18 protein-coding genes and 1 other annotated feature are annotated in these 26,738 nt (G+C 32.7%); of the genes, 12 read left to right on the forward strand and 6 right to left on the reverse strand.

Going from position 1 to position 26,738, the window contains the following annotated elements; translation table 11 throughout:
• The first annotated feature begins 41 nt into the window (after positions 1-41).
• The gene (locus tag LAB100_RS08605; RefSeq protein ID WP_119326771.1) at positions 42-2,279 is read left to right on the forward strand and encodes a hypothetical protein; all 2,238 of its coding nucleotides are present in this window, start codon (positions 42-44) and stop codon (positions 2,277-2,279) included.
• Positions 2,280-2,456: 177 nt separating this feature from the next.
• Positions 2,457-4,676, forward strand: a complete 2,220-nt coding sequence (locus LAB100_RS08610; protein ID WP_119326772.1) for an L-type lectin family protein — start codon at positions 2,457-2,459, stop codon at positions 4,674-4,676.
• 239 nt (positions 4,677-4,915) lie between these two features.
• On the opposite strand, the gene LAB100_RS08615 is transcribed toward LAB100_RS08610, so the two are convergent.
• A complete protein-coding gene (locus tag LAB100_RS08615; protein WP_119326773.1) occupies positions 4,916-5,614 on the reverse strand; it encodes a Bax inhibitor-1/YccA family protein in 699 nt (232 codons plus the stop codon).
• Between the two features lie 89 nt (positions 5,615-5,703).
• Between LAB100_RS08615 and LAB100_RS08620 the strand changes: the two genes are divergently transcribed.
• The 5 genes from LAB100_RS08620 (at position 5,704) to LAB100_RS08640 (ending at position 9,072) form a co-directional block, all read left to right on the forward strand.
• On the forward strand, positions 5,704-6,144 hold the full coding sequence (locus LAB100_RS08620) for a hypothetical protein (protein WP_119326774.1): 441 nt from the start codon (positions 5,704-5,706) through the stop codon (positions 6,142-6,144).
• 13 nt (positions 6,145-6,157) lie between these two features.
• The gene (locus LAB100_RS08625) at positions 6,158-6,949 is read left to right on the forward strand and encodes an N-formylglutamate amidohydrolase (protein WP_119326775.1); all 792 of its coding nucleotides are present in this window, start codon (positions 6,158-6,160) and stop codon (positions 6,947-6,949) included.
• A 96-nt stretch (positions 6,950-7,045) separates the two neighbouring features.
• Positions 7,046-7,498 (forward strand): LytTR family DNA-binding domain-containing protein, encoded by a 453-nt coding sequence (locus LAB100_RS08630; protein ID WP_162894230.1) that lies wholly within the window; start codon positions 7,046-7,048, stop codon positions 7,496-7,498.
• 2 nt (positions 7,499-7,500) lie between these two features.
• Positions 7,501-8,229, forward strand: a complete 729-nt coding sequence (locus LAB100_RS08635) for a LiaF transmembrane domain-containing protein (protein WP_119326777.1) — start codon at positions 7,501-7,503, stop codon at positions 8,227-8,229.
• A 12-nt stretch (positions 8,230-8,241) separates the two neighbouring features.
• Positions 8,242-9,072, forward strand: coding sequence for a hypothetical protein (locus tag LAB100_RS08640; RefSeq protein WP_119326778.1), 831 nt, complete (start codon positions 8,242-8,244; stop codon positions 9,070-9,072).
• A gap of 101 nt (positions 9,073-9,173) precedes the next feature.
• On the opposite strand, the gene asnA is transcribed toward LAB100_RS08640, so the two are convergent.
• Both asnA and LAB100_RS08650 read right to left on the reverse strand, forming a co-directional pair.
• The gene (asnA, locus tag LAB100_RS08645) at positions 9,174-10,181 is read right to left on the reverse strand and encodes an aspartate--ammonia ligase (RefSeq protein ID WP_119326779.1); all 1,008 of its coding nucleotides are present in this window, start codon (positions 10,179-10,181) and stop codon (positions 9,174-9,176) included.
• A gap of 103 nt (positions 10,182-10,284) precedes the next feature.
• Positions 10,285-10,536, reverse strand: a binding site (T-box leader).
• 131 nt (positions 10,537-10,667) lie between these two features.
• On the reverse strand, positions 10,668-11,153 hold the full coding sequence (locus LAB100_RS08650; protein WP_119326780.1) for a GNAT family N-acetyltransferase: 486 nt from the start codon (positions 11,151-11,153) through the stop codon (positions 10,668-10,670).
• 476 nt (positions 11,154-11,629) lie between these two features.
• On the opposite strand from LAB100_RS08650, the gene LAB100_RS08655 reads away from it, so the two are divergent.
• From LAB100_RS08655 to LAB100_RS08665, 3 genes are all read left to right on the forward strand, one after another.
• A complete protein-coding gene (locus tag LAB100_RS08655) occupies positions 11,630-12,130 on the forward strand; it encodes a hypothetical protein (protein ID WP_119326781.1) in 501 nt (166 codons plus the stop codon).
• A 17-nt stretch (positions 12,131-12,147) separates the two neighbouring features.
• Positions 12,148-12,996, forward strand: a complete 849-nt coding sequence (locus LAB100_RS08660) for a LysR family transcriptional regulator (protein WP_162894231.1) — start codon at positions 12,148-12,150, stop codon at positions 12,994-12,996.
• 95 nt (positions 12,997-13,091) lie between these two features.
• Positions 13,092-15,035, forward strand: a complete 1,944-nt coding sequence (locus tag LAB100_RS08665; RefSeq protein ID WP_119326783.1) for a hypothetical protein — start codon at positions 13,092-13,094, stop codon at positions 15,033-15,035.
• An 84-nt stretch (positions 15,036-15,119) separates the two neighbouring features.
• Here LAB100_RS08665 and LAB100_RS08670 read toward each other — a convergent pair whose 3' ends face one another.
• The 3 genes from LAB100_RS08670 to LAB100_RS08680 form a co-directional block, all read right to left on the reverse strand.
• Complete coding sequence (locus LAB100_RS08670; protein ID WP_119326784.1) at positions 15,120-15,734, reverse strand: LysE/ArgO family amino acid transporter; 615 nt, start codon at positions 15,732-15,734, stop codon at positions 15,120-15,122.
• A 43-nt stretch (positions 15,735-15,777) separates the two neighbouring features.
• The gene (locus LAB100_RS08675; protein WP_119326785.1) at positions 15,778-18,660 is read right to left on the reverse strand and encodes a DEAD/DEAH box helicase; all 2,883 of its coding nucleotides are present in this window, start codon (positions 18,658-18,660) and stop codon (positions 15,778-15,780) included.
• Positions 18,661-19,308: 648 nt separating this feature from the next.
• Positions 19,309-20,562 carry a DNA (cytosine-5-)-methyltransferase gene (locus LAB100_RS08680; RefSeq protein ID WP_119326786.1) on the reverse strand — a complete coding sequence of 418 codons (1,254 nt, stop codon included), beginning with the start codon at positions 20,560-20,562 and terminating at the stop codon, positions 19,309-19,311.
• Between the two features lie 177 nt (positions 20,563-20,739).
• On the opposite strand from LAB100_RS08680, the gene LAB100_RS08685 reads away from it, so the two are divergent.
• Both LAB100_RS08685 and LAB100_RS08690 read left to right on the forward strand, forming a co-directional pair.
• On the forward strand, positions 20,740-23,166 hold the full coding sequence (locus LAB100_RS08685) for a DISARM anti-phage system protein DrmE domain-containing protein (RefSeq protein ID WP_119326787.1): 2,427 nt from the start codon (positions 20,740-20,742) through the stop codon (positions 23,164-23,166).
• Positions 23,167-23,186: 20 nt separating this feature from the next.
• Complete coding sequence (locus LAB100_RS08690; protein ID WP_119326788.1) at positions 23,187-26,735, forward strand: helicase-related protein; 3,549 nt, start codon at positions 23,187-23,189, stop codon at positions 26,733-26,735.
• Positions 26,736-26,738 lie beyond the last annotated feature (3 nt).

Genomic DNA, 26,738 nt, shown 5'->3' on the forward strand with positions numbered 1-26,738 from the left:
GACAGGTTAATATTTTAATTATGTTGGGAGTGATTTCTATTATGAAAAAGTGGACGCTATATGCTGGATTCATGCTATGTAGTTTATTACTAGTTATTTCTTTTAGTGTACACAAGACCTATGCTGCTACTGTAGAACAAACAGATATAGGTACAGTATTGAGTAATAATGCCGCTAACGATAGAACCGTTCCAACTGGGTTGAATAATATTGGCCAATGGTTTGTAGTGCCATCACTTACAAATAATAATGCTACTGTAATAAATGCTAATGAAGATAAAAATAAAAGTAACTCAGATGTTATTGCTCTAACACAGCTTAAAAAAACTCATTCAGTTGGTGCAATTTGGGCCGACCGTAGTCAAAGTGATCAAGATAATCGTAATTATATTGATATTGATAAAAGACAAACAATGTCAATGTGGATGTACTTTGGGGGAAGCAGAAGAAGCAACGTAGTAGCTCCTGATCCCGGTGATGGGATGGCTTTTGTATTGCAAAATGTAGGAACAAAAGCTTTTACTACTTTGCCATCTAATAATGTTAATGTTGGTGAAGCTGTAGGTGTTTGGGGTGAAACAAATAATAAGGCAGATACGGCAGAAACAATTGCCAAAAGAGCCATTCAAAATAGCTGGGCTTTAGAATTCGATACTTATCCTAATGGGAATGGTAGTGGGCAAGATAGTAATTTTGATACAGATTTAAATTCAACATACTATAACCATATTGCATATAATTATCCTGCCTTAGCATCTACTTATAGACAAACTAGCAATGGTGCAGCTATGAATCATAAAGGAGTTCAAGGATTGAAATTGGCTGATGACTATTGGCATCACTTATCTTTAATCTGGCATCCGGCAAGTGGTGGAAATAGCGCATACATAGAGTTTCACTTTAATGATAAAACCCTCAGTGGGGAACCTCAAACTGGTATTAGTGAGAATATCCCGATTGATATAAGTAATTTTAATCTTACAAATGGCGAACACAAATTATATTGGGGATTTACAGGTTCAACCGGAGATAGTGCTGAAAATAACTTAATTGTTTTTGAGTCTATTCCAGCAATGGTAGAAGCAGATGCAACTTCAACTATCATTGATGAATCAGCTGGGGATCATATTCTATCTGATCCAACGACTGATGAACCTAATTCTAATGTTGTTCATGAAGGCGATAGTGTCAGTGTTAATTATGATTTGAACTATGTCAGCGGATCAAAACCATGGCAAAAGATTGCTGCCGATATCAAATTGCCTGATAAGATCAATTACAATAGTGCAGTTATTACTTATACTGATAAATCAGGTAACAAATCAACTGAAAATATTGATGAGTTTAATGGTATGACGAATAACGAAATCACTCATACTCTAGCTAAAGCTTTGTACAAAGACGATATTACTTCGGCTAATATTAAGTTTGAAGGTACAGTCAATAGTGGTACGACTGCTACAACAACTAATGTAGCATCAGAACATGCTAGTTTCCGAGGCGATGTGTTGGACAAAGATGTTATGACTACAGCCTTTGTTATCAAACAAGCTAATAAGATGACTTTAACTAAGGAAAGCTCTGATCCAACGATTGGTTTTAGTGCAATAACTAATCTTCAAGGAAAAGTTTCATACAGTGATACTTCAACTACGGTTGATCCTTCTAAATTGAGTGTTGTCGCCAAAGTAAATGACGGTAATGTTACTAAGGTCGACATGAATACGATTGCTAGTGGTGCTACATTCTCATTGCCAATGTCGACTGATTTATTCAGTGACTTGCATGAAGGCACAAATACGGTAACACTATATGTTTACAACAAGGATGACTACAATACTTCTAATACCATTACTTATACAGTAACGGTTCAAAGTACTTTACAAGTAAAGGCTAATCCCACAAGTAGTTTCAATAGCGTGCAAGCTGTTAAGGCAAACCGCTTAATTTCAAGAGCAAACGACTGGTCCGTTGACGTTGTTGATGGTCGAGCTAAAGGTAGCAAGTGGAACTTGTTTGCTGAAGCCACACCAGTCACAAACGGAAGTAAGACTTGGAATGGTGGATTGGTTTACGTTAAGTCAGGAGAAAGTGAACAATCTTTGACTAATAATAAAATTAATATTGATAACGGAACTAAGAGTCAAGATGGTCAGCAAACCTTTGATGTTGACGATAGTTGGACAAAAGATACAGGTGTTTTATTGAGACAAAGTTCTCTAGAGAATACCGGAACATATCATTCGACTATTACTTGGACAGCCCAAGATAGTTTATAAAATATTTTTAATTACCAAGTAATAAAGAATCTCCGTGCAGTGACTATTAAAATGGTTGCTACATGGGGATTTTTTTATGCCAAAAAGTAATTATTAATATTTTTATGTTTACTTGTAAAGATGTATAATGGTAAGCATTGATTTTTTTGATTCAGGAAATTATAAAGAGGTAACTTGTTGGCAAAAAAGCTAAGATTTATTTTGGTAATACTATTTTTTACTATAATTGGAATGTTAAGTGTTTTTCAGAGTACAGAAGTTAAGGCAAATCAAATTGATGCGTTGAGCGAAGCAACGGATGGTTTAAATACAACACCAGATAACATAGGGCTTGATCCAAATCTTTTTACGTTTGGCGATTTTTCTGACTATGGAACTAAAAATATGGCTGTTATGCAAGATGAGAACGGTCGAACAACAGGGAGTTCACTAAAAAAGGCTATTAGAATGACTTATTTTAAAAGTGAAAAGGCGGCTATTTGGTCTAATGTGGCTGGTGGAAATTATGTTGATATTAGAAAAAAGCAAACTTTATCGTTGTGGGTATATTTCGGACCCAAGAAACATAAGACTTTGGGTGATGGCTTTGGTGATGGTATGGCCTTTGTTTTACAAAATTCACCTGCGGGTGTAAAAGCTTTTTCTAACAAGAATGGAGCCATTGGTGGTGGTGAAACTCTAGGTGTCTGGGGGATTGATAACGATGGTGGCGTTAAAGATCCGGCCAAGATAGCTAGTACAGCTATTCAAAATAGTTGGGCTTTGGAATTTGATACCAATTCCAATAATTCAGCTGATCCTGGAGCAGCCAATTCATTTGACGTAGGTAATTCTAGCCAGCAACATATTGCTTACGGATATCCTGGGTATAGTGGTACTTATACGGCAATTAACCCTTTTCTTTCTTCTCAAACATATTTTAAAATGAATCATCAAGGGTTTAATCCGGTAACGTTTAATGATGGACAGTGGCATCATTTGACATTAACATGGAATCCTTTAACCTTTAAAATCACTTATATGTTTAATGATAAGAACCCAGATGGATCAAAGGGTACGAATCCCGTCGTATCAACTTCAAGTAAAGTAGAAGCTGATAGTTTTGGTGGTCACGATAGTATGCCGGATAATAAGTTACGCTGGGGATTTACTTCAACGACAGGGGATTCTTATGAAGCCAATTTAATCGCTTTTGAATCCATCCCTTCTTCAGTAGAAGCCGATATTGATTCTGACATTGAAGATACGACACAGAACAAGACAATTAAAACTGATAGTACGGATAAATCCGTTAATTCAAACGATAATTTAAATATTAATTATAATTTGAAATATGATAGTGGTAAGGATAAATGGGATGGAATCGAGGCTAATTTAACATTGCCAGATAAGATTACCTATACGAACGGTGATTCTAATCAGGTTATCGGTAAAGTGACATATGACGATGGTAGTGCCGACGAACCTATTTATGCTAGTGAACTATCAGGTAATACTGTTAAGCATACTTTGGCAAAAGGTCTATTTACTACAACGCCGACAAATGCCAAAATTACGATTTACGGTAAGGCAAATAATGTTAATTCTGATACAGCGATAGACTCTGTGCGCTCGAACTTTAAAAGCGAAGTATTGATTCAAGACGCTGATACACCAGACTTTACTATCAAGAAGAGTAAGCCAATCAATTTGAGTATTGATCAAAGTAATATTACGGTTAAATCTAGTGAAGATGCTAATATCACTGGTAAAGTGGCTTATATCGATGGCAGTACAGTAACTAATGCGGATGTAAATGTACACGCTACTTTGAATGGCACAGCAATGGATACTTTCCCATTAAGTCAGAATAGTACTGCGAGTGGACAACTTAATTTAACTATTCCTTCTGCTAAGTTAACGCAGGAAAAGAACACTTTAACGGTTTATGTTGAAGATAAAAATGGTAATGTTTCTACTAGTTCCACAGTTTTAATAACCAAAAGTGGTGGCTTAAACTTAAAAGTAGATGATTATTCTTTTGGAGCTATTAACCAAGCAACAAGTTCAATGTTAGTTCCCCGTAGCGGCTTGTGGAATATCATTGTTAATGACAGTCGAGAGGATGACATTAAGTCGCCTTGGTATTTGTCGGTAACAACTTCAGGATTATACAATGGGAGTAATCCTTTTAAAGGTAATGTAATTTATCGTAATTCTAATGGAGTGGAAAATATTATTTCTAATGAGAAATCAGCAATGATTGCCAGTGGTCACAAAACACAAAGTGGTAATCAATCTACCAATGTTGGTCAATCTTGGAATGATGCAGAAGGAATTATGCTTCGAACAAGTGGATTTAATACTCAGGGACTTTACTCTGGTAAAATGAATTGGACTTTGTCAGATACGATTTAATGTTTAAAAATATTGTACTTCGTAACAAATTAGTAACTATAGATAAACAAAAAAAGACTCGAGATCATAGCTATGAGGGCTAGACGATTTCGAGTCTTTTTCTGAATCACATATACTACTACCTAAGATAGAGTAATACAAATTATTAGCCTTTTGTTAGACGTTGCGTCTACTTAAAAGATGGAAATAAAAAAACTCTTCAAGTTGAAATAATTCAGTTTGAAGAGTTTTTCTTTATACTAGTTACTATCACCAAAGATTTGAATAATGCTCATGAACAAGTTAACGAAATCAAGTACTAAACTGACTGAAGCTACTAAGGCAATTGCACCTAAGCTTTCTGAATCAGAATAGTTTTGATAAATACGCTTAATATTTTGTGAGTCAAAAGCAATGTAAAACAAGAATAGGATAATGACGGCGGCACTCGTTAGCATTAATAATGGAGTACTATGGAAAATCAATCCGTTGATAACTTCAACAACGATGATAGCAATTAAACCAGTGAATAAGGTTCTGCTCCAAGTTGTAAGATCCTTCTTAGTTACAAAACCGATTACGGCTGAAATAACGAATGCACCAGCAGTAACAGTCAATGTTTGAACGATGCTTCTAGCTGAGTACATGTAGAAAATTGGAACACCGATAACTGATAGGGTAACGATGAATCCGACGTAACTCAAAAAGGTTAAAAAGTATGACTTTGTTGCCAAACGGCTACATATACTAATGAATGCGAAGGGAATACCGATCATTAGGATCATTGAAATGATACGATGTTGTGCCATTCCTTGGAAAATCACCATGGAAAGAGCTTGATTATTAGCAATTGCTTGAACGCTGATGGTCCAAAGAGCAATACCTAATCCCGTGTAGAGATAAACTAGGGATGTGAACTTTGCCAAACCAGCAGATTTTACTTTATCTATAGTTTGCATTAAATTCCTCCTCAATTATTAACTATATAATAATTGTACAATAGAATAACATTTTTAGACGTTTTAAGGAAATAGTAAGGAGATAAGAAATGGGACAAAGACATGATTTACGTTGCAGTAAATGTGGCTATGAGATTGATGCCATGCTAGGAATTGGAATGTTGTATTCACCAGAAAATATTTTTACTGGTCAGACTCCATTATTGAATGAACTAGTAGATGATCAGTTGACGGTAAAAGAGGCTTTGAAGAGAGTTAAGTTAGGAGAAACGATTGCCGATGATTATGGTCATGCTTTGTATGCGTGTCCGAAAGATTTTTATTTATTTGAGAAATTTTATTTCAAGGTTGGATCATTTGAGCCAAAATATCATTGTCAGTATTGTGATACAGTTTTAGAACAAGTGACTTTTGCTAAGGGAACTGCCGGAACAACGAAATTGAAATTCATTGGGCAAGATAAATTTTGGCAATGTCCACGATGTGGTAATGATGCCATGGTTGAAACTGCATTTGAAAATTGGGATTAAGGGAGAATAGTTGATGGAAAACTTTGCAACATATAATGAGGAGATTGATGAGTTACCGATTATTATTGATTTACCTCACAGCGGAGAAATGATTCCAGATGATATAAAAAAGAAAATGAATCCAGAGTTACCTTTGCCAAATGTAGATTGGTTTTTACCTGATTTATATGATTTTTTGGTACAAAACGGTGTGACAACATTGGAAAATAATCTCCATCGCTATATTGCTGATCCTAATCGTTATGCAGAAATGGTTAATTTAGATGGGGATTATCGCCACGAAGTAGTTTATAGTCGTACGACTTTTGGAAAAGATATTTATCGAAATAATTTATCGGCAAATGAGATACAACAACGTATTCAAACTTTTTATGAACCATACCATCAGCAGTTACAAAGCCTGATTGATAAAAAATTGCAAAAATTTGAGAAAATCTATTTGTTCGATTTACATAGTTTTGCTCAATATCCACACGAAGAGGACTTACCGGTAGCGGATGTAGTTTTGGGCAATAAATCAGATCAAACTTCTACTATCAAATTACGTGAACTTTTAACTGAACAATTTCAAAATAAAGGTTATAGTGTTTCGAATAATTATCCGTTTTCAGGTGGCTACATTACGCAACATTATGGAAAAAATCCTCGAGTAGAGGCAATTCAAATTGAGTTAGCATATCATATGTACATCGAAAATCGTTATTTTGGCGAAGAAGAATTAACTGGTGTGGATGTGGGGACATTTACGACTGCTAAGAATAGTTTGCAAAGTATTTTCCTATCATTATTAAATTATTTAAATTAATGACCACTTAGTTTCTTAAATAGACCACTTAGGCAAATAAGCTATACAAGTTATATAACGATGTGGTGTAATACTTTTAGCGAAGGGGGCGGCAGTGTGAAGGTGAAATTGGAACTTGATTCGAAATATTCAGAAACAGAAGTTGTTGTTAAGGCAGCTCAAAAAAATGCTGAAGTAATTGAAATTTTGAACAAGTTAAATGGAATGAAGAATCAATTCAATCACTTGAATGGTTATCTTGGAGAAACAGTTTATACTTTGGAACTCAAAGATATATTATTTTTTGAAACCAATGATCGAAATGTATATGCTCACACTGCCAATAATGCCTTTTTGATCCATTATCGTTTATATGAGTTGGAAAAGAATTTGCCGGATAACTTTCTGCGTATTTCTAAATCCTCAATTTTGAATGTAGATGAAATTTTATCTTTATCTAGGTCAGTAACGGGCAATCTAGTTAAATTTAAAAATACTTATAAGCAAATCTATGTTTCGAGACGATTTTGGAAGGCTTTAAAAAATAAATTGGATCAAAGGAAGTTATAAAAATGCGGAATAGAAATGGAATTTTCTGGGGGCTATTTTTGTTATTGAGTGCCGGTATTTTGATTGTCAGTCAATTACATTTGATTACATATCAATTTAGTTTTTGGACCATAGTTGCGACAATATTTTTAGTGGCTGTGCTGATTAAGAGTTTGGTTTACTTTGCGGTATCGGGGACAGTTTTTTCGTTAGCCTTTTTAGGAATCTTATACGCTAAGCCATTGGGAATAACGGCACTTGTACCTTGGACAATTTTAGGAGCAGCGTTACTGATCTCAATTGGGTTGTCGATGATCTTTCGTCCCTTATTGGCCAAACATCGTCCATGGATGCGAAAATATTATCATTATGATTGGCATAAGGCTGATTATAACGGTCCAGATGTTAAAACAGTTGATGATCCAGACGTTGTGGTATCAGTAAAAATGGGCAACAGTATCAGATATGTGGAATCAGATGATTTTAAGAACGCTGACGTTTCGGTAAATATGGGTGAAGCAAAGGTTTATTTTGAAAATGTAGTTGTGCAAGATACGGCTAATATTCATGTTGATGTATCGCTTGGCAATATTGAACTATTTCTTCCTCAAAACTGGAATATTGTTAAAGGTATCAATAATCATATGGGAAATATTTCTGAAGTAGGTGTTAGAAGATTGGACGATAATAGTCCTACTGTGACCATTTCAGGATTGGTATCTTTGGGTAATTTGAAGATTACTTATATTTAGATGAAATTTTAATTGCCGTCTTCCGCAACAAAGCTGATTGGGCTGGAACGTAGTGGGCACGAATTTGAACCGATTGAAGTTCCCAATAGTTTCAAATCTCGGCCTTCTACGCCATATAAGGATTTTAAGGGTTACGTTGCTAAAGAGAGTCAGCAGAACCCAGAAGAATATTTTGAAGACGTAGGTATGTACTATCAACATATAATTCAAACGAATCAGAATGTTTTAGCAAAAGAAATCAGAAATTTGCAGCAAGAAAGTGATTTTGATAAAAAATGGACTGATTATAAAGCTAAAAAGACTGAAAACAATCCATTGCGTAAACAATATTATCTATTTTCCTACTATTATTATTTGCTTCGTGATGGAGGTAGTAAAATAGATTTTTATCGAAATTTGCGAAATCAACCGATTGATTATTTTGATAATTTAAAAACCTGTGATTTAGAGCTGTTTCCATATCGAACTGAAAATGCAAAAGGAATTCATTTTCAAAAAGGAAAGTCATTTAAAGATTTAGCATCTTCAAGATATGTTGCTTCACTTATCATAGATCGAGTTTTTGATTTTTCGACTAGTGAGAAACCAGTTTTTATTTTTAGATCGTATAATCAATGGTCAAAAGTTATCATGGAAGTTTTGCGTAGAAGAGCAGAAGTAAATGAGAATGAAGGAGTTGATGAGGAAGAATTGATTGATCAATATAATTTGTTGACAGATTATTTTTATGAATTTACTTCAAATCAGAATGGGGCCATTACTGAAAAAAATATTCATAAAGTTATGAAACTGGGTGAATATGATGAGATTAGAAATTGTATACGATTAGAAAATCAAGAATGAAAAATACTAGGGACTTTAGGATTTATACAATAAAAGAGCCAGAAATCGTAATGATTTCTGACTCTTTTATTAATATATTTTTACAGGGAAGGAACTAAATATTATAGTAAGTGAATACCATTTTCATCACACTTTTTACGTAAGTCTTCAGGCCAAACTGCAGCTTGAACTTCACCGACGTGAGCTTTACCTAGTAGCAACATGCAGAGACGTGATTGTCCGATACCACCACCGATTGTATAAGGAAGTTTGCCAGCTAAAAGCATCTTGTGGAATGGTAGTGAAGCACGATCTTCAGCGTGAGCCATCTTTAGTTGTTCTTTCATTGATTCTTCAGAAACACGAATACCCATACTTGAAATTTCAAGGGCGTGTTGTAAAGGTTCATACCAGAACAAGATATCACCGTTTAGTTTCCAGTCATCGTAATCAGGGGCACGACCGTCATGACGTTTACCACTCTTCATGGGTCCACCGATTTGCATTAAGAAGACAGCACCGTATTCTTTACAGATAGCATCTTCACGTTCTTTAGGTGTCTTATCAGGCCATCTGTCTTCTAGTTCTTGAGTTGTAACGAAGTGAATTTCATCAGGTAAGTGATGAACAGCCTTAGGGAACTTGTACCAAACTTCATGTTCCATATGTTTGATAACTTTGAAGATTTGTTTAACAGTACTTTCCAAAGTTTCAGTTGTACGTTCATCTTTAGCAATGATTTTTTCCCAATCCCATTGGTCAACGTAGATTGAGTGAATGTTATCAAGATCTTCATCTTTTCTGATAGCGTTCATGTTTGTGTAGATACCTTCGTGCATTCCAAAGTCATAACGTTTCAAAGCAAGACGTTTCCATTTAGCTAATGAGTGAACAATTTCGATTGTTTCGCCAGGAATACCCTTCATAGTGAAGGAAACAGGTGATTCAACACCATTAAGGTTATCATTCAAACCAGTACCTTTTTCGACCATCATTGGTGCTGATAGACGAGATAGGTTTAATTCTTTACCAAATTCATCTTGAAAAGTTTCACGGATGTATTGGATAGCCTTTTGTGTTTCTTTAACAGATAGTTTTGGATCGTAGTCCTTAGGTATAATCAAGTCCATAATAATTCTCTCCTTAGTTCCTCTAGCGACTTTGGTCGTTTAGGTATTTTCTTTATGAATGCAAAATAAAAAAGTCTTTCATCTCAGTTATTAAATTAATAATAACTGGGACGAAAGACTTTTCGCGGTACCACCCAAGTTGCCTATATAAAAATAGACCACCTCAACAAGAGCACTGACATGCTCCACCGATGGTAACGTACCGGTTAACGTCTGAACTTACTTTGACCGAAGTCATTTGAGCCAGAAACATAAGAAAGTGTTATTCAGAAATTCCATTTACTAATTGGGTTCTCACCATTCCCAACTCACTGTTAGTGTGGAAAAACTTACTCTTCTTTCTTGTCGTTTTTATCTTGTGACACTTATATTAGCATGTTTTTCAAAAAAGTAAATAATAAAATTTGATTTTTATTAATTTTGGCATTATTTATTAAAACGCCTTTAATGTAGAAACTGTGTAAAAAAATTATAAAAATATGTGTCTTAAAGTATTAATTGATATAGTCTTGAGTCTCGATCAGGGTAGGGATATGAAGCATTGAAATCCTTACTTGAGACTTGTTTAAAACCGTTTTTTTCATAGAAATAATGTGAACGAGTTTCATTTTCCGGCGTATCAAGGACGATTCTTTGAAAGGACTTTTGTTTAGCAAAGGTCAATAATTCTTGGTAAAGTTTTGCACCCAAATGATTAGGCTTTCCTCGATAGTCAGGATAAGTAAAGAGTTTCTTTAAAACAGCAGTTTTAGAATCCAAGGGAAGTAGGGCAATACTACCGACCACATGATTATTTTCGAGAGCAATCCAGAAGTCGCCACCTTTTTGTTGATAGTAAGTATCAATTTGAAAAATATCATTCTGTTCATACATCTTGATATTTAATTTGGCTTCGATATTTTGACAGTAATTAATTAGATCAACTAATTCGGCAAGGTATTGGGGATTATTTTGATAAGAGATTATTTGCATGGTGTTCCTCATTTTATAAACGTTTAATAAAAAGTTTTTACTCAAGCTCGGTTACAGTATAAATTTGCCGTCCTCCGCAACAAAGAAAATTGGGCTGGAACGTAGTGGGCACGAATTTGAACCAATTGAAGTTCACAATTGTTTCAAATATCGGCCTTTATCTAAGTGACTTCGTCACTAAGATAAATTTCACTACTGAGCCCATTTTCTTTGTTGCTCCGGACTAGTGTATTGCTTCGTCTATTAATTATTTTTAAATCCAACTATAAAAAATTCAGAGTATTTATTTGATTATATGAAATTAAAAAAGTTGTAACCGAACTTGAGTAAGGACTAATTAAAGTTTACCGACATTTTATCTATATGTATAATTGATAATGTAAATACTAATTATCAAAATATTTGATAATGTATCAATGATGGGAAACCAGTTAGATATGGATTGTAAAAATTTTGATTGAAATGGGGGAAATATCATGGACCAACAAGGTCTTACTGTAGGTACTTTTGAAGCTAGTATAAATAAAAAAAATGTCAATTTGACGGAGAAGAAAATTAATCCATACTATAAAAAAGGATTCAAGATAAAAGAACGTTATTTATTAACTTGGAATCAAAAATTACATTTGAATGATACTGTTAAAATAAAGTTTCATCCAAGTGTAAAAATTGATTTCTTAGAATTTGATGCGGATGAGTATGAACAATACATATGTTATGAAGATCAAAAACATAATTTTATTATGACTATTTGTGTAAAGGTTGGTCATGATACGGAAGATAAAGACTTACTTGAGTATGGTGGATTAGGTGTAGGTGATTGGGGGACAGAGATAGAAGTAGCACTAAAAGATCAGGAAACTTTGGATCAGGTCGCAAAGGGAATAGGCATCGCTTGGACCCAGTATGAAAATCTTAGTGAAGAAAGATATTCGTCATTGTTAGCACATGTTGATTTTGCCAGTGAATGCCAATAATAGATAGGAAAGATGTCATGGAAATTCGCGAATTACAAACATTTAAGGTTATTTATGAAACAAGAAACTTTTCTAAAGCTGCTGAAATATTAGGCTATACGCAGTCGACGGTTTCAATGCAGATAAAGAATTTGGAAAATGAATTAGGAACTAAACTATTTGAATATAAGAATCGGCAAGTGAATGTTACTGCTGCTGCGATGCAATTGTTGCCTTTGATAAATAAAACTTTGGAGAGTTTTTCTGATATTAAAGAATGGAATCAATCTGGTGAAACAGGAGTCTTGAAAATTGCGGCTCCTGAATCGTTGACCATTTCTTTAGTAGCGCCAATGCTGCCTAAGTTTAAAGAACAATTTCCTCAAGTAGAAATTCAATTACAGAATGCGACATGTTTATATAATGAAGAAGCCTTGTTAAATGGGGAAGTCGATGTTGCCTTTATGATGTGGCCTAGTCGTCCTAGTAAAAAATTGATTGATCATGATCTTGGAGAACAGGAAATGGTTTTAGTTAGTTCGCGTAAACAAACTTTTCAACAAATATTAAATGATCAACAGGTTAATTTTATAATCAATGAGCCGGAATGCAGTTATCGTCATCAGTTTGAAACTGCAGTTTGGGAACAACATCAACGTCAATTTAAAACAATAAGTTTACCAAGTATTGCGGCAATTAAAGCTACTGTTGCAAATGGATTAGGTTTTAGTTATCTTCCATTAAATATGGTTCAGTCAGAAGTTGATTGTGGGGAATTATATATTATTAAAACTGATATCGTTAATCATGTTCATGGACATTTGTTAACGAGAAGTTATAAGGATAAATCTATGTTAATATCTAATTTCGTTAATCTATTCAATTAATAAAGGCATATATATTGAACTTTTATAGAAAGTAATAAAATGATTTATTTCCTGAATTCCTTTAAGATTGTATAAAATCGAGAGGGGACAAGGAGATGAAATGGAAAAAGAAGCTATTAATTGGGGCTTTAGTGAATGTTATTTTGATGGTTATAACTTTAAATATTAATCAGGATAATTTTAATAAGGATTCTGACACTCAAAATATAATTTCTAAACTTGTCCCTGATAATTTAACGGTTAAGGCCGAAGTGACACCATACCATCAACCTACATCCGATCCAATAATATTATTATTTATTTGGTTAACATCCGGTTATAATTTACAACCAGAAAATCAATATACGTACGTCAACAACCCTAAAACTATGTATACAGATTCAGGAAGATCAGTGGTGGACGCTCTTTTAGGATTATTGTCAACGCCACATTATACGTGGTATCAATCGACTGATGGAAAAAATTGGACGCAAATGTCGCAAACGACCAAAGAACTTACAGTGACTCCCAGTAAAGTGGGGACGATTTATTATCAACAGATGACCCGCTGGTATGGGTTAATACCAGGATTATTGGATACAATTGTTTATTCCAAAGTAGCATTTGTAACAGCTTTCCCTAGTCCGATTGAGGCAACTTCTTTGGACGTGATAGCTGAAAGTAATTATTTGTATAATAATCAATCCAGTGTAGACACGACTTATGTTGTAGGAACACCAACACCATACAATGCAACTGGAAATATTACCTGGAAAGTAAACGATACTAGTTTAGCAACAGTTGATACTAGAACAGGTTTGGTGACTGCCAATACAACCGGAAAATCTGGAACAGTAAGGGTAACTGGAACTATGACTAATAGCAATGGAACTAGTGTTAGTAATTATGTGGACATAAAAATTGGTGGGGGATTGGATGATCAAACGGTAGATGAGGGTCAAAAAGCAACTTTTGAGGTTCAAGGGAATTTCGGTGAACCGCCAACAAATGTGGTCTGGCATAAAGTCGATGCTGCTAATAAAGACACGGTGGTAACTAATAGCAGTAGCAATAAATTAATATATACAACACCAAATACAGTTTACGCTACTGATAATGGAACCAAGTATTATGCGGTATTGACGATTACTAGTGGTGATAGTACTACTACTGTAACTACCAATAGAGCTAACTTGAGCGTTAGAAAAAATGTTCTACCATCTTTGACGATTAATAATACGATTTTTAATAATAGTTATGATGATCACAATATTAGTAATACGCTTATTAATAATGTTTCAGAGAACGATCAGGTAAGCTATAAAGTAGATTTGAGCGATAGTAATATTAACTCCTCAATGTCAAAAGTGGATATAAGTTTTAAGCTACCGGCTACTTCAATAATTAACAATCTAAAATTAAATGGGCAGGATTTTGCAGATTATAGTTATACTTCAGATAGCAATGGCAAAAGTTCAACTTTGGTTGTGAAGAATATTAATTTTTCTACTATTAAGAAATATTCCTTAGAGGTGAACTCAACTATTGGGGAAAATGATGATCCGTTGTTTTCTACAACAACTACTGTAGTAGGTTATGATGCTAATAATAGTGTAATTGGTAATTATAATGTCGGTGAATTGACTATGAATTTTGCTGCCAACAGTATTAGTATGAAAGCCCAAGATTGGGACTATGGAAGTATCAATTCATATAATTCTAAGATTTTGTTAGATAGAAAAAAGATTGAAAATGATCATTTAGAAGTAACTGATAATCGTCGTGAGAAAAAAGCTCTAAAATTATATTTAGCACAAAGTAATCCGTTTAAGTCAGGTGAAAATGTATTGCCTTCAGAAATGAGATATTACCAAAAAGATGGAGGCTATAGTGTTCTTGATAGTACTGGAACTTTAGTTTCTGAAACTATTGAGGGCCAAACCTTAGGTTCAATAATGTGGTCAGATGATGAGGGACCAAAATTGTTTATTATGGATGGAATTTCTCAGGCTGGTAATTATAGTACAACTTTGGAGTGGTCATTAGTGGAATCAATTTAATTAAAATAAGCGCCTATAAGAGATCTGATATGTGTATCAGGATTTCTTATAGGCGCTTATTTTTACGTTTAAATTTTCTTGAGATCAGTGAATCAATAAGTATATGAAATTAATTAATAGTTTTCCACCATACAAAATAATGATGACACCACAAACTAAATTGATGATACGTAAGATTTTTGCGTTAAATTTATCTTTGAATTTGGAAACAATCAAACTTAAGAGAATAAACCATAATGCGGAAGCAATTCCTACACCTGCAATAAATATCGGATAACTATAAGTAGGTAAGGTAACTTGAAACGCTCCTAACATCATTGAACCGTCGATGATTGCTTGAGGATTGAACCAGATAACGACAAATGCTGATGAAATGGTTTTTAGAAGTGTCATTTCAGTGTCGGTTCCACTAATATCAGTCGTTTGGGATCGTAGTAGATTGATGCCCATATAAATTACAATTAAACTTCCGACCAAAAGAATCACTAATTGTAACCACTCAAATTTTTTCATGATGGCGCCGATACCGAAGAAACAGGCAAAAGCTAAAGTGACATCGAAAAAAGTAATAATAAGAGCGGTTAAAAATGACTTACGTTTTGTTTGCGTTAGAGCAGCGTTGATGACAAATAAATTTGCCAAACCGATTGGAGCATCGTATGCAATTCCCATTGTTAATCCTTGTAGAAAAAATCCCATGATAATAATTCCCCTTTAATAGTCTCAAATTAAACTGAAAGAATTAGTCTTCTGTCAAAAAACGGTACAATCCCAAGTCAACTTCATGTTCCAATCGCAAAACAAATTCAACTAGCTTAGTTGGCTTTCCATCAACATTTTCTTCCATAATATCCTTTGCACTAAGAACACGGGCAGATCCAAGGTAGTAGAAATCTTTACCATCAATTCTGTCATCGTTAGATTTTCGCACGAATAATTGGATCATCCCGAATTCTTTGTGATTGAGAATTTCACTCTCCACTGTGCTAGAAGTGGAACGACCACTTTTGGAGAACAAAGGTAAGGTCGAACGGTCCAAAAAAGTATTTTTATAAACCATCTTATTTTGAATTTTTTCAGTCTTCTTTAATGATATAAAGACAGGGAGAAAACGTCCGTCATCTCGCAATCCGTAACCACCAATATTGATGTAATTGGGCTCATGTTTCCAATTTAACATCTTAATAATATCGGGACGATAATACTTTTCACCAATAGTAAATCTATTGTGATAGGTATCTGGATTCTGAGATATATTCCAAAGATTAGCGTCAAGTGCATCTTCAAAATAGATTTTAAATATCGGTGATTGTAGGAATTGTTGGAATTCAGAAGTGAATTTCCAGCTGTGTTCATCATGGTTGATCAATACCATTTGACCATACTTCTTTTGTTTTACTTTAGAAAAGTAAGTGAAATCTAGTACGGATGCCACGTTATCCAGAGTTTCCCCATCACAGAAAATCTTCTGATCTTTCAGTTCTGATAAAATTTCATCATCGGTCAAGGTTTGCTTATCTAACAGTTGCTTTAATACCCAAGCTTCTACCGGACGTTTAGATACAGTGATTTCTGCAGAAATGAATTTCAAAAATGAGTGCTGTTTCTCTGTAATTGAATTTGAAAAATCATCTTCAAATTTATTTTGCATATCATAAAGGGTCTCAAATTTATCGATTATATCGGGAACGTCAATACTGCCCATTTTGGCAAAATCCAATAGCATTGGCATACGAAGACCAATCTTATCTTTGAGACTTTGATAAGCAGCCTTGAAACGTTTCATATCATTCAAACGAGCCTTTGAGACAGAATCTAGAATTCTCTTGCGAGCGACTTCCTCAAAATGAATCGTTGAAACGCCGGAGATACTGGGACTAATGATTTGTTGGCGAATTTTTTCTTTATTATTAGTGTGCGAACGGTCAAATGCCATGGGAATCATATAATTCTCGTCATAATTACCGATAAAGTCTAAAATCGTAACATATTCTTTATTGGCAAATTTACGTAGACCACGTCCTAATTGTTGTAAAAATATGATGCTGGATTTGGTTGGACGCATCATAACAATTTGATTGAGAATCGGAATATCGACACCTTCATTAAAAATATCAACGGTTATGATATATTGCAGTTCACCCTTAGTTAATCGGTGAACTGCTTTTTCACGTGCCTCAACCGTGTCTTCGGCGGAAACAAATTGTGCCGTGATGCCTTTGTTCGTAAGCTTTGCAGCTAGTTCACGTCCTTCAGCAATTCGACTGACGAAAATCAAACCATGAACGGCATCATTTCTAGGACCATAGTAATTAGTTTTAGCGATTATATAATTGACCCGTTCGTCAGATATCAGGTATTTCAAACTAGTTTTATCATCAATTACTTCGCCGTCCTTTTCGTAATCAGTGACACCAATATAGTGAAAAGGCGTCAGCAGGTCATGATCTAATGAATCTAATAGTGAAATTTCATAAGCTAGATTATAATCAAAGTATTCGTAAACATTGGTTCCATCGGTTCGTTCAGGAGTGGCAGTCATTCCTAGCATAAATTGCGGTTTGTAAAAGTTCATCAACCGTTGATACATGGTCTCTTTTTCGTCAAGATTGTTTTGACCAACTCGATGAGCCTCATCAATAATAATGTAGTCGAAAGCATCGGCACCTAGTTGTTCGCAAATTGATTTTTTAGAAACCATGTTGATTGTGGCAAAAAGATAGCGAGCATTTAAATTCTTTTGATTACCACTAAGAATGCCATAATCACTATCAGGTCCACCTAAAATTTCTTGAAAACTGGACATAGCTTTGCGCAGGATTTGTTCTCGATGGACGACAAATAACAGCCGTTTAGGTTGGAATTGTTGAACATCAAATGCTGCCAAATAAGTTTTTCCAGTTCCAGTTGCCGCAACGACCAATCCTTTTTTAGCATGTTGAACATCTCGGAGATGTTTTAGGGCTTGCAAAGCAGGTTCTTGCATTTGGTTAGGAATAATTTGACCTAGTTTATTAGTTCTCTTCTTTTTGGAAGTTGGGTAGTTTGGCTGCCAATCGCTACGATATTCGTCGATCCACGATTTAGTCAAAGGAGTTGCTTGTTGCCAAAGGTTGTCTAACTCACTTTTGACGTTGCAAACTATTTCGCCACGATCAGTTGAAGTTACCCGTAGATTCCATTCAAAGTTCTTCTTCAAAGCATTCTGAGTTAAATTGGCGCTACCAATTACCAAGCTTTGATAGTCGTCGTGGTTAAAATAGTATGCTTTAGTGTGGAAACCATCTTGGTCTAAAATTCTGACATCAAGATTAGGAATCTGTAGTAGATCCTCAAAAACGCCAGGATTGTTAAAGCCAAGATAGGTTGAAGTGATGAGTTTTCCATGAACACCACGGGTGGCAATGTCAGCAAGCGTGCTCTTGAGATCCAACAGTCCACCCGAAGTGACAAAAGCTACTGCAATCGTAAATGAAGTTGCATTACGCAATTCGTCTTCTAATGTTTCGAGAACCGTGCCGTTTTGATTGGTTACCAACGCTGGTTGATAACGTGATAGTGATTGAATTGAGTTGTCAATAAAACCAAAGTTTATGCCTTGGTTGATTTCGTGATTAATATTCATAAGGTACTTCCGTTGGTAATTGATTTGATGTGATTAGTATAACAGAAGTAAAATCGAGAAAAATCATGGAGATTTTTACAATCTTAATCCATGTTTTTTATTTGAGAAAAATGCTTGATAACAGATTATTGATACGATTTAATAGCAGACTACCTCCTTGAAAAAAATGAATTTTTGAATAAATTCTATATCATATTAATCAGTTTAAGGATTTTTCAGCACAATCAATCGTAAAATTTGAATCGACCTAATTGAATTATTTTTGCCGGTAGTCTAAATAATTTGTGATCTTAGAGTTTTTGAATTTGCTAGCGACTTTCCAGTTTATACACTTTGTATTATTTTGGAATTTAAAGTACTCAACATAGTTCTAGGAGAATCTACTTGAAATTTGTTACTATTTCTGATTATTTCTCACTTAAAAAGTATGACAAAACTGAGCAATATTTTTTTCTTGTTAAAAAATTTAATGTCGAATCATTTTATAGAAAATTAGTTACAGAATTATTTTCATAAATTATTCATGAAGATAGTAGAATTATAAAGTCAGAATTATAAAATCCAAAAAATCGTCAAAAATTTCTAAAGTAAAGATACTATAGAAATTTCTGGCGATTTTAGGAAGTAACAAGATGTGAATAATTTTTTTTAGGGCTGTGAGTACATTCCATTTAATATATTAGAGCAAATCTTTTTTGCTAAAAGTGAAGGTACTGCATTTCCAATTTGCTGAAAAGCAGCAGTTCTAGAATTTTCGAAGAAGTAATTATCTGGGAAGGTTTGAATTCTTGCAGCTTCCCTAACAGTTATGGACCTGTTTTGTTTAACGTCGGGATGAATATAGTAATGACCATCCTTAGCAATGTGAGCAACCACAGTATGTGATTGGCTATTGCCATTAATGGCTTTAAATCTATCTAAGAATATTTGGGTTTTCTTATGAGTTTTTAAACGGGATGGCAAATCTGAATACTTTATATTTTTTCCATCCAATTTTGCCGAAGCAACTATTTTATATATTTCTAAATCAGTTTTGTTATTTGGTCTAGAAATATTTTGGGATAGAGGTGTTGATGTATTTCTAATATGTTTTTTCACAAATTCTACAGGAGCAATATCTGAATAATTATTATTTATTTCTCCGGCAGACATGGTAGGTAAATCTTTGAAAAGCATATTTACTGTTGGCGGAGACGCTTTGAACTTTTGAAAATTTTCAAAAAAATTGAAATCAAAATGTTTCTTATGACCAAAAATGAATAATCGTTGTCTTTTTTGAGGAATACCATATTCAGAAGCATCTATAATCTTATGATCAACAATGTAGGGTGAGGTACTATTGATAGTTTCAAATTCTTTTAAGATTTTTGGTAGCAATTTTTTACCATCTAAATCCCTGAATGATTGAAGCCCTTTTACATTTTCTAAGATAAAGAAGTCCGGGTCGTACTTCTTTAAAAATTTTATATAGTGCTTGTATAAATATATACGAACATCATCGTTTTTCTTCTTTTCATTTTGAGCTCTTCCAATTGTTGAATAAGCTTGACATGGAGGACCTCCAATAATACCCTGTATTTTTTTTTGATCTATTTTTTTATCAATATTTTTAAAAATAATTGGAATAGTTTTATCTGAAATTTCTTCATTTATGGTTCTGTTTAGTATTGAAGAAGGTATATTTTTTAATAAATCTGTAAAACTAATATTATTAGTCAAGTAACTATTATAAATTTGTATTTTTTTATGTTTTTTTAAATAATAATAAGAATCTCTTAGTTGCAAAGTTTTGCAAGCATTCTTATCCATTTCAACATGAGCAATAATATTTGTTTGTGGAGATCTAAAGCCTTCGGTCAATCCTCCTCCACCTGAAAAAAGGTCAATTATGTTTATAGTCATGATTTTACCTCTGAACAATTATACCAGGTATTTGTCTTAAGTGATATTTTTTATGCCAAATTAGATTATTTAGTTTCTCAAAATAATTATTGTTAGAAACAAATAATTCCTTGATTTAAGAATCGGAATTCAAGGTATACTTTAATTAGAAAATGGTCAATAAATGAGGAAACATATATGAATAATAGTAATGAATTAATTTCTACAAATGAACCATTTGGAACTCTTACCAGAAGTGATAAAAAAGATATTGCTCAAATATATTCTGATAGGAATAGCAATCAATTATTTCATAATTATTTGTGCTTTGGAAATGAAAACATAAAAGAGCTATTTTTACAAATATGCCTGATGACAATTGAAGATAATATTTCAGAAAGTGATAATAGGAAGCTATCATCTTTAAAAAAAGGTATGTTTTTAAAAAAAGTTAATGCCTCAGAAAATGAAATACCCTACTTTAAATTTAAGGGACTAACTGAAGACACTGTTCAATTGGAAAAATTATATGAAGATAAAAAGGATAAATACGATGTTTCTTATATGAAAAATAAGGCTGAGCAAATACTAAAACCAATTGAATTATATGAAAATCGTTTACAAAATAGATATAATGCTGCTTCTGTTGAAAATTATCGAAAAAATTTGGCTAGTGTGTTATCAATTAAAATACAGAGCTATTGGAATACAAAAAAGAGTGTGATTCTTGTTCCAAATAAATTAATCAAAAATGTAGTTAAGTTTGAATTTGATTTTCGAGGAAAAAAATATAAATTAGGACAGTTGTGCAATTGTTGGCGCATAGATGATAATGGAGATCTAAATAAGATGCCTTATTCTAATGGTTATGAGTATCCAAGTGTTATTTTAGCCAGTAATTTAGAAGGGATTCAAAATTATTTGTATAGCCAAAAAAATGCTAAAAATGTTTCTGTTTATGTATTAGGTGATAATTGGTATAGAAATAATAATGAATATGAATTTAGAAGTTTAATAGATCTTTGCAAGAATAGATTCAAACTGAATGTAATTTCTAATATGTACTCTAGTTTTGAATCAAAACATTTAGATCTTTTTAATTATGAATCTGTAGTTAAAATTTTTGAAAATAATAAAAATATAACTAAATATGGTCTAAGGGCCATTAGATGTAATGATCAATTAAAACAATTATTAATGGAATTGAGTGAAATAAGTGATTACATCGATTCCAATCCAAGGTATTTGGGCCTATCTGTTCAATTGAAACAAATTGTTGGATTATTATATGGACAAGTAGATAAGAATTCTGATTTTATTAATCGAAAAATTCAAGAGATTGATTATTTGAGTAGTGATTTGAATTTTAAAAATGGTGATAAATTAAATGAAATACTATTAAAGCTTTTAAATAATAGATATGGTAGTCAAGCAAAAAAAGAAATAAAGAAAATCATTTCAAATAATAATAGTAAAATCTTGATGGTAGTGCATGATGATCTCTTGGGAGAAGCGAATAAAGAATATACACAATATAAGAATGTAGATTGCGTTTCAATTAAAAGTAAACCAAGTAATATTTCAAACTATGACAAAATAGTTTTGATTTCACCATATACTAAGGACAGACGGAGATGGATGTATTCAAAACTAAATTGTGAGTTTTGTTTTATAATTCCAGAAATCAACGTGGAATTTTGGAAAAGAGCCTTAAAAAAAGATAAAAGAATAATAACTAAAATTAGTAAAGTAACAGAGAATTCAGACTATTCTGATCAAGAATTGGATAGGATAGAAGAGCTTTTAATGAATATTTCCTTTTATGAAAAAAAGAAAAATAAGAATGAATCTGAATATCATTTAGATAAGATAGATGAGAATTTCTATTCAAGTATAAAAGAATCAGAGCAAATTCATTCGGCGACTTCAGAAGTAGATACATCAAATACAGTTTCTGTCAGTTATAAAGTAAAATTGATTTCTGGTAAAGAAATTCTGGGAACCGAGTACGGTACCATTTACAAAATGGAAAATGATGGAAGATGTAAGAAAGTGTTAATATCCAATTTGTCGGTAAATGATAGAATTCTAGATTTTTCAATACCTTATTCGGATGAAGTATATAGGTTTAAGTTAAAAAGAAAAATGAAAAAGTACAAGAATGAAAGCTTTCATAATATACAGAATATTCAAGACATGGATTTTTACTGGAAACATGAGTTAATTGAATATGTGAAAGAGAGAAATTTATCAACATTTCAAATCAAGGAAACTTTTGATAAATTAGGATATGACAAAAAAACCATTGGCTTTTATAGTGCATGGCTAGATTTGAATAGAATACCGATAGCACCAAGAGAACCCGATTTTATTAAATATATTGGATTATTAATAAATAATGATGAATTATTAAAGAAGTACGAAAATTATTACAAAGCCAGCAAAGAAGTAAGAAGTAAACTTCGGGAAAAAAGAGAAGAAAAAAGAGACATCTTTGAAGGTTACACATTAAAAGAAATACAAGAAAGTAAAGTTAAAAGTTATACAGATAGAGTTAGAAATATAGAGAATCTAACCGACTCTGCTGAAATTGTAGATAGAAATGATGCAAACAGAATTATTTAAATGGGGGGATTAAAGTAGATATGAAGAAGTATGAGAATCAATATCAAATAAGATCTAAATTTAACGATTCGATAAAAAGAAAAATTCTCGGTCCGGGTTCCGAGAATATTAGTTTTTTCGACGATTATGAAATAATAACGGAAAATCCTGAAAGTAGGTATACTACGGGGATACTTTATCCGATGGGGAAAAGCCATGATTTATCTGGCGAAGTTGATAGTGTTGCGTATCCTGATGAAGAATCGACCAATGTGGACAATAGTTTTTTGCCATCGTCTATAGGAATGACTTTCTATTGCTTAATGAAAAATAGTAAGTTAAAAGTTAATATAAATTCATCTTATTACGAAACAGAAAATAATCCAAAACTAAAATTAAATGATGATCAATTTCATTTAATTGAAAATGCAATTAATGATTCTGAAATAAAAAAATATTTTAATTTCGACATAGATGGAAAAACTATTCAGTTTGTGGATGATTTTGTAAATGAAGGAGGAGAAGAAGAAAAAAATAAAAAAATATATGAAATTCTTAATACTAGTTTGAAATCCTTGGGAGTTGACAACTCCAAAACTGAATTAAGTTCAGTTATTGATAGTCTAATTAAAATTTTAAATAATATTCAATATAACAATAAAAAAATGTATTGTAGAATACCTTTAAATGATAGTTTAAATATTGAATTTACTGGAAGTATACTTAGGACTAAAGTTTTTAAGGGAGATCTCAGCGAAAGTACTTCTATGGAATTATTTGCTAAAAGGCAAAAAATAGAGAATCTTAATGGCGAAGTGATTTATGCTGTAACCCTTGTGTTAAGAAATCTTAGTAAAGGAAAAAGAGCAAAATCTTTTTTCCAAACGCAAATTGAGGTACCAAGTCAAGATTGTATTGACTTTAAATCATCAGAAGATATAGATATAAAGCAAATTAGTAAAATGGCTTATGATGATAAAATGAATTTGTTTTTATATAAACGCAAAAAAACCTACGTCTTTGGTAAAGGTATTTCTGCTGAATGGATTATTAGTAATAATAAGATTCAATATGTTAGAACAACTTACCTTCCAAAATATGAAGTATTACCTATGTCATTTGACATTCCCACTTTGAAAGATGACATTCTACAAGCAGACTCTTATATTGAAGGAAATAATGATTCAGATATTTTCAAGAGATTAGAGGCTTTTACGGATGAATATAAAAAATGGATAGATAATATATCAACTATTGAAGTTGACGAAGAATTTGATTCTTTGAAGAATGATAATATAAAAAAATGTATCGAATGTTTTAAGAGAATGAAGTTGTCCATTGAATATTTAAAAAATAATTCTAAGGCTCTTAGAGCTTTTAAATTAGCTAATGAAGCAATGATACTACAGAGAAATAATGATGTGAAAAAAAACGATGCTGAAATGAAGGTAAATTGTTTTAAGAAACACGACTATACATCAATGCGTGAAAATTTTAAGTGGAGGCCCTTTCAATTGGCGTTTATATTAGATTCGTTAGAATCGGTATTAAATGACAAAAGTAAAGATAGAAAAAAATTAAATCTTATTTGGGTAAGTACAGGTGGTGGAAAAACTGAAGCGTATTTATTTGCCATTGCATTAACTATTATATTTAGAAGACTAGCACATCCTAGCAGTTATCATGGAGTGAATGCCATTATGAGATATACGTTGAGACTACTAACGGCTCAACAATTTGAGCGAGCCTCTAAATTGATAGTTTCCTTAGAATTTATGAGAAGACAATACGAAAAATTACAAATAAATGATTTAGGTACAGAGGAAATAAGCATCGGCCTTTGGATAGGACAAAGTACTGAGTACACGTTAAAGGGTGCTAAAAAAACATTAAAAAAAATGATGGATTCAAATTCTGTTTTAAGTGCAAAGAAAAAAAATAAATTTCAAGTACTAAATTGTCCTTGGTGTGGATACAGTTTAATTCCAAAGAAGGAAAATTTGGATTTGTCTAGAGAATGGGGATATTATCCTATAGGAACTAGAAAGCCAAAATATAATCTTTGCTGTGTGAATAAAAATTGTGAATTTTATGGTGCCTATAATCCTCAAAATGGATTACCTGTATTTGTTGTTGATGAAACAGTATATAAAAAGAGACCAAGCTTATTGTTTGGGACTGTAGACAAATTTGCACAAGCACCATTAAAAGAAGAAGTGCAGAATCTTTTTGGATCTGATGATGTCAAAAAGTATAGGAGACCTGATTTGGTAATACAGGATGAATTGCACCTGATTTCTGGACCATTGGGAAGTATTGTTGGATTGTATGAAGCGGGATTTGATTATATTTTTAAGAAAAATTCTAATAACTTAGGGCCAAAATATATTGCGTCTACGGCAACAATCAAAAATGCTGATGATCAAGTTAAAAATATTTTTAATAGAAAAGTAGTGCAATTTCCTCCTTCAGGTATAGATGCTTCGGATAACTTTTTTGTTAAAGAACAATCAAAAGATGAAGCATATGGTAGAAAATACATAGGAGTTATGGCAACAGGTAAAACTCAAGTTACCGCAGAAGTAAGATTAATGTCTGCAATGTTACAAGCATCTAAAGAATTGAACGTTAGTGACGAAGAAAAAGATATTTATTGGACTACGACTGGATATTTCAACAGTATAAGGGAACTTGGAAAAGCAGCAGGACTTATCAGTGATGATGTTAGAGAATATTTGAAGAGACTAGAAAAACAGACGGGGGTAAGTGCACGATATTTATCTTCAGATGGTAGTAAGAATGTAGAGCTAACTTCTAGAGTCGAAAGTAGTGATATTCCAGAAATATTGAAACGACTAAAAAGTAAATATAGTTCTGATATTAAAAGTAATAAATCAATTGATACATTAATTGCCTCTAACATGTTGTCAGTTGGAATTGATATAGATAGATTGAACTCCATGTTTGTTGTGGGACAGCCCAAACTAAATTCTGAATATATTCAGGCCACTAGTCGTGTTGGAAGAAAATCGCTTGGTAATGTATTTACATTATACAATTCAACAAGAAGTAGAGACCGTTCACACTATGAAACATTCCAGTCTTATCATCAAAATCTTTACAAATTTGTTGAGTCAAGTAGTGTGACGCCTTATTCTGCACCAGCTTTAAAAAAAGCTGTGGCTGCAGTAATTGTAATGATGTTACGAAATACGGTAGAAGATCTATCAGGAGATTCTTCTGCTATAGAAGTTAGTGATAAAGAATTACTTGGTATAAAAAATGAAATACTTGAAATAATAAAAAAATCTTCAGATGCAGATTTGTATATAAAAGATGCCGATAAAATAATTTCGAATTTTATAAATAAATGGAAATATCTGCGTGATATAACAAAAGAAAAAGAAGGAAATTTATTTTATTATAAAAATAGTACTGAAACGGCAAAAATGGAAAATAATGATAAAGATAGTATTTTATTAAAATCTTTTGAGGATCATAATGAAATAAATAATTCTGATAAGGTAACTAATGTTATGAATTCCATGAGAAATGTAGAAAATAGCTCTTATTTATCAAAAAATGAATAGCGG

The organism is Companilactobacillus musae, from assembly GCF_003967595.1.
GTDB lineage: Bacteria > Bacillota > Bacilli > Lactobacillales > Lactobacillaceae > Companilactobacillus > Companilactobacillus musae.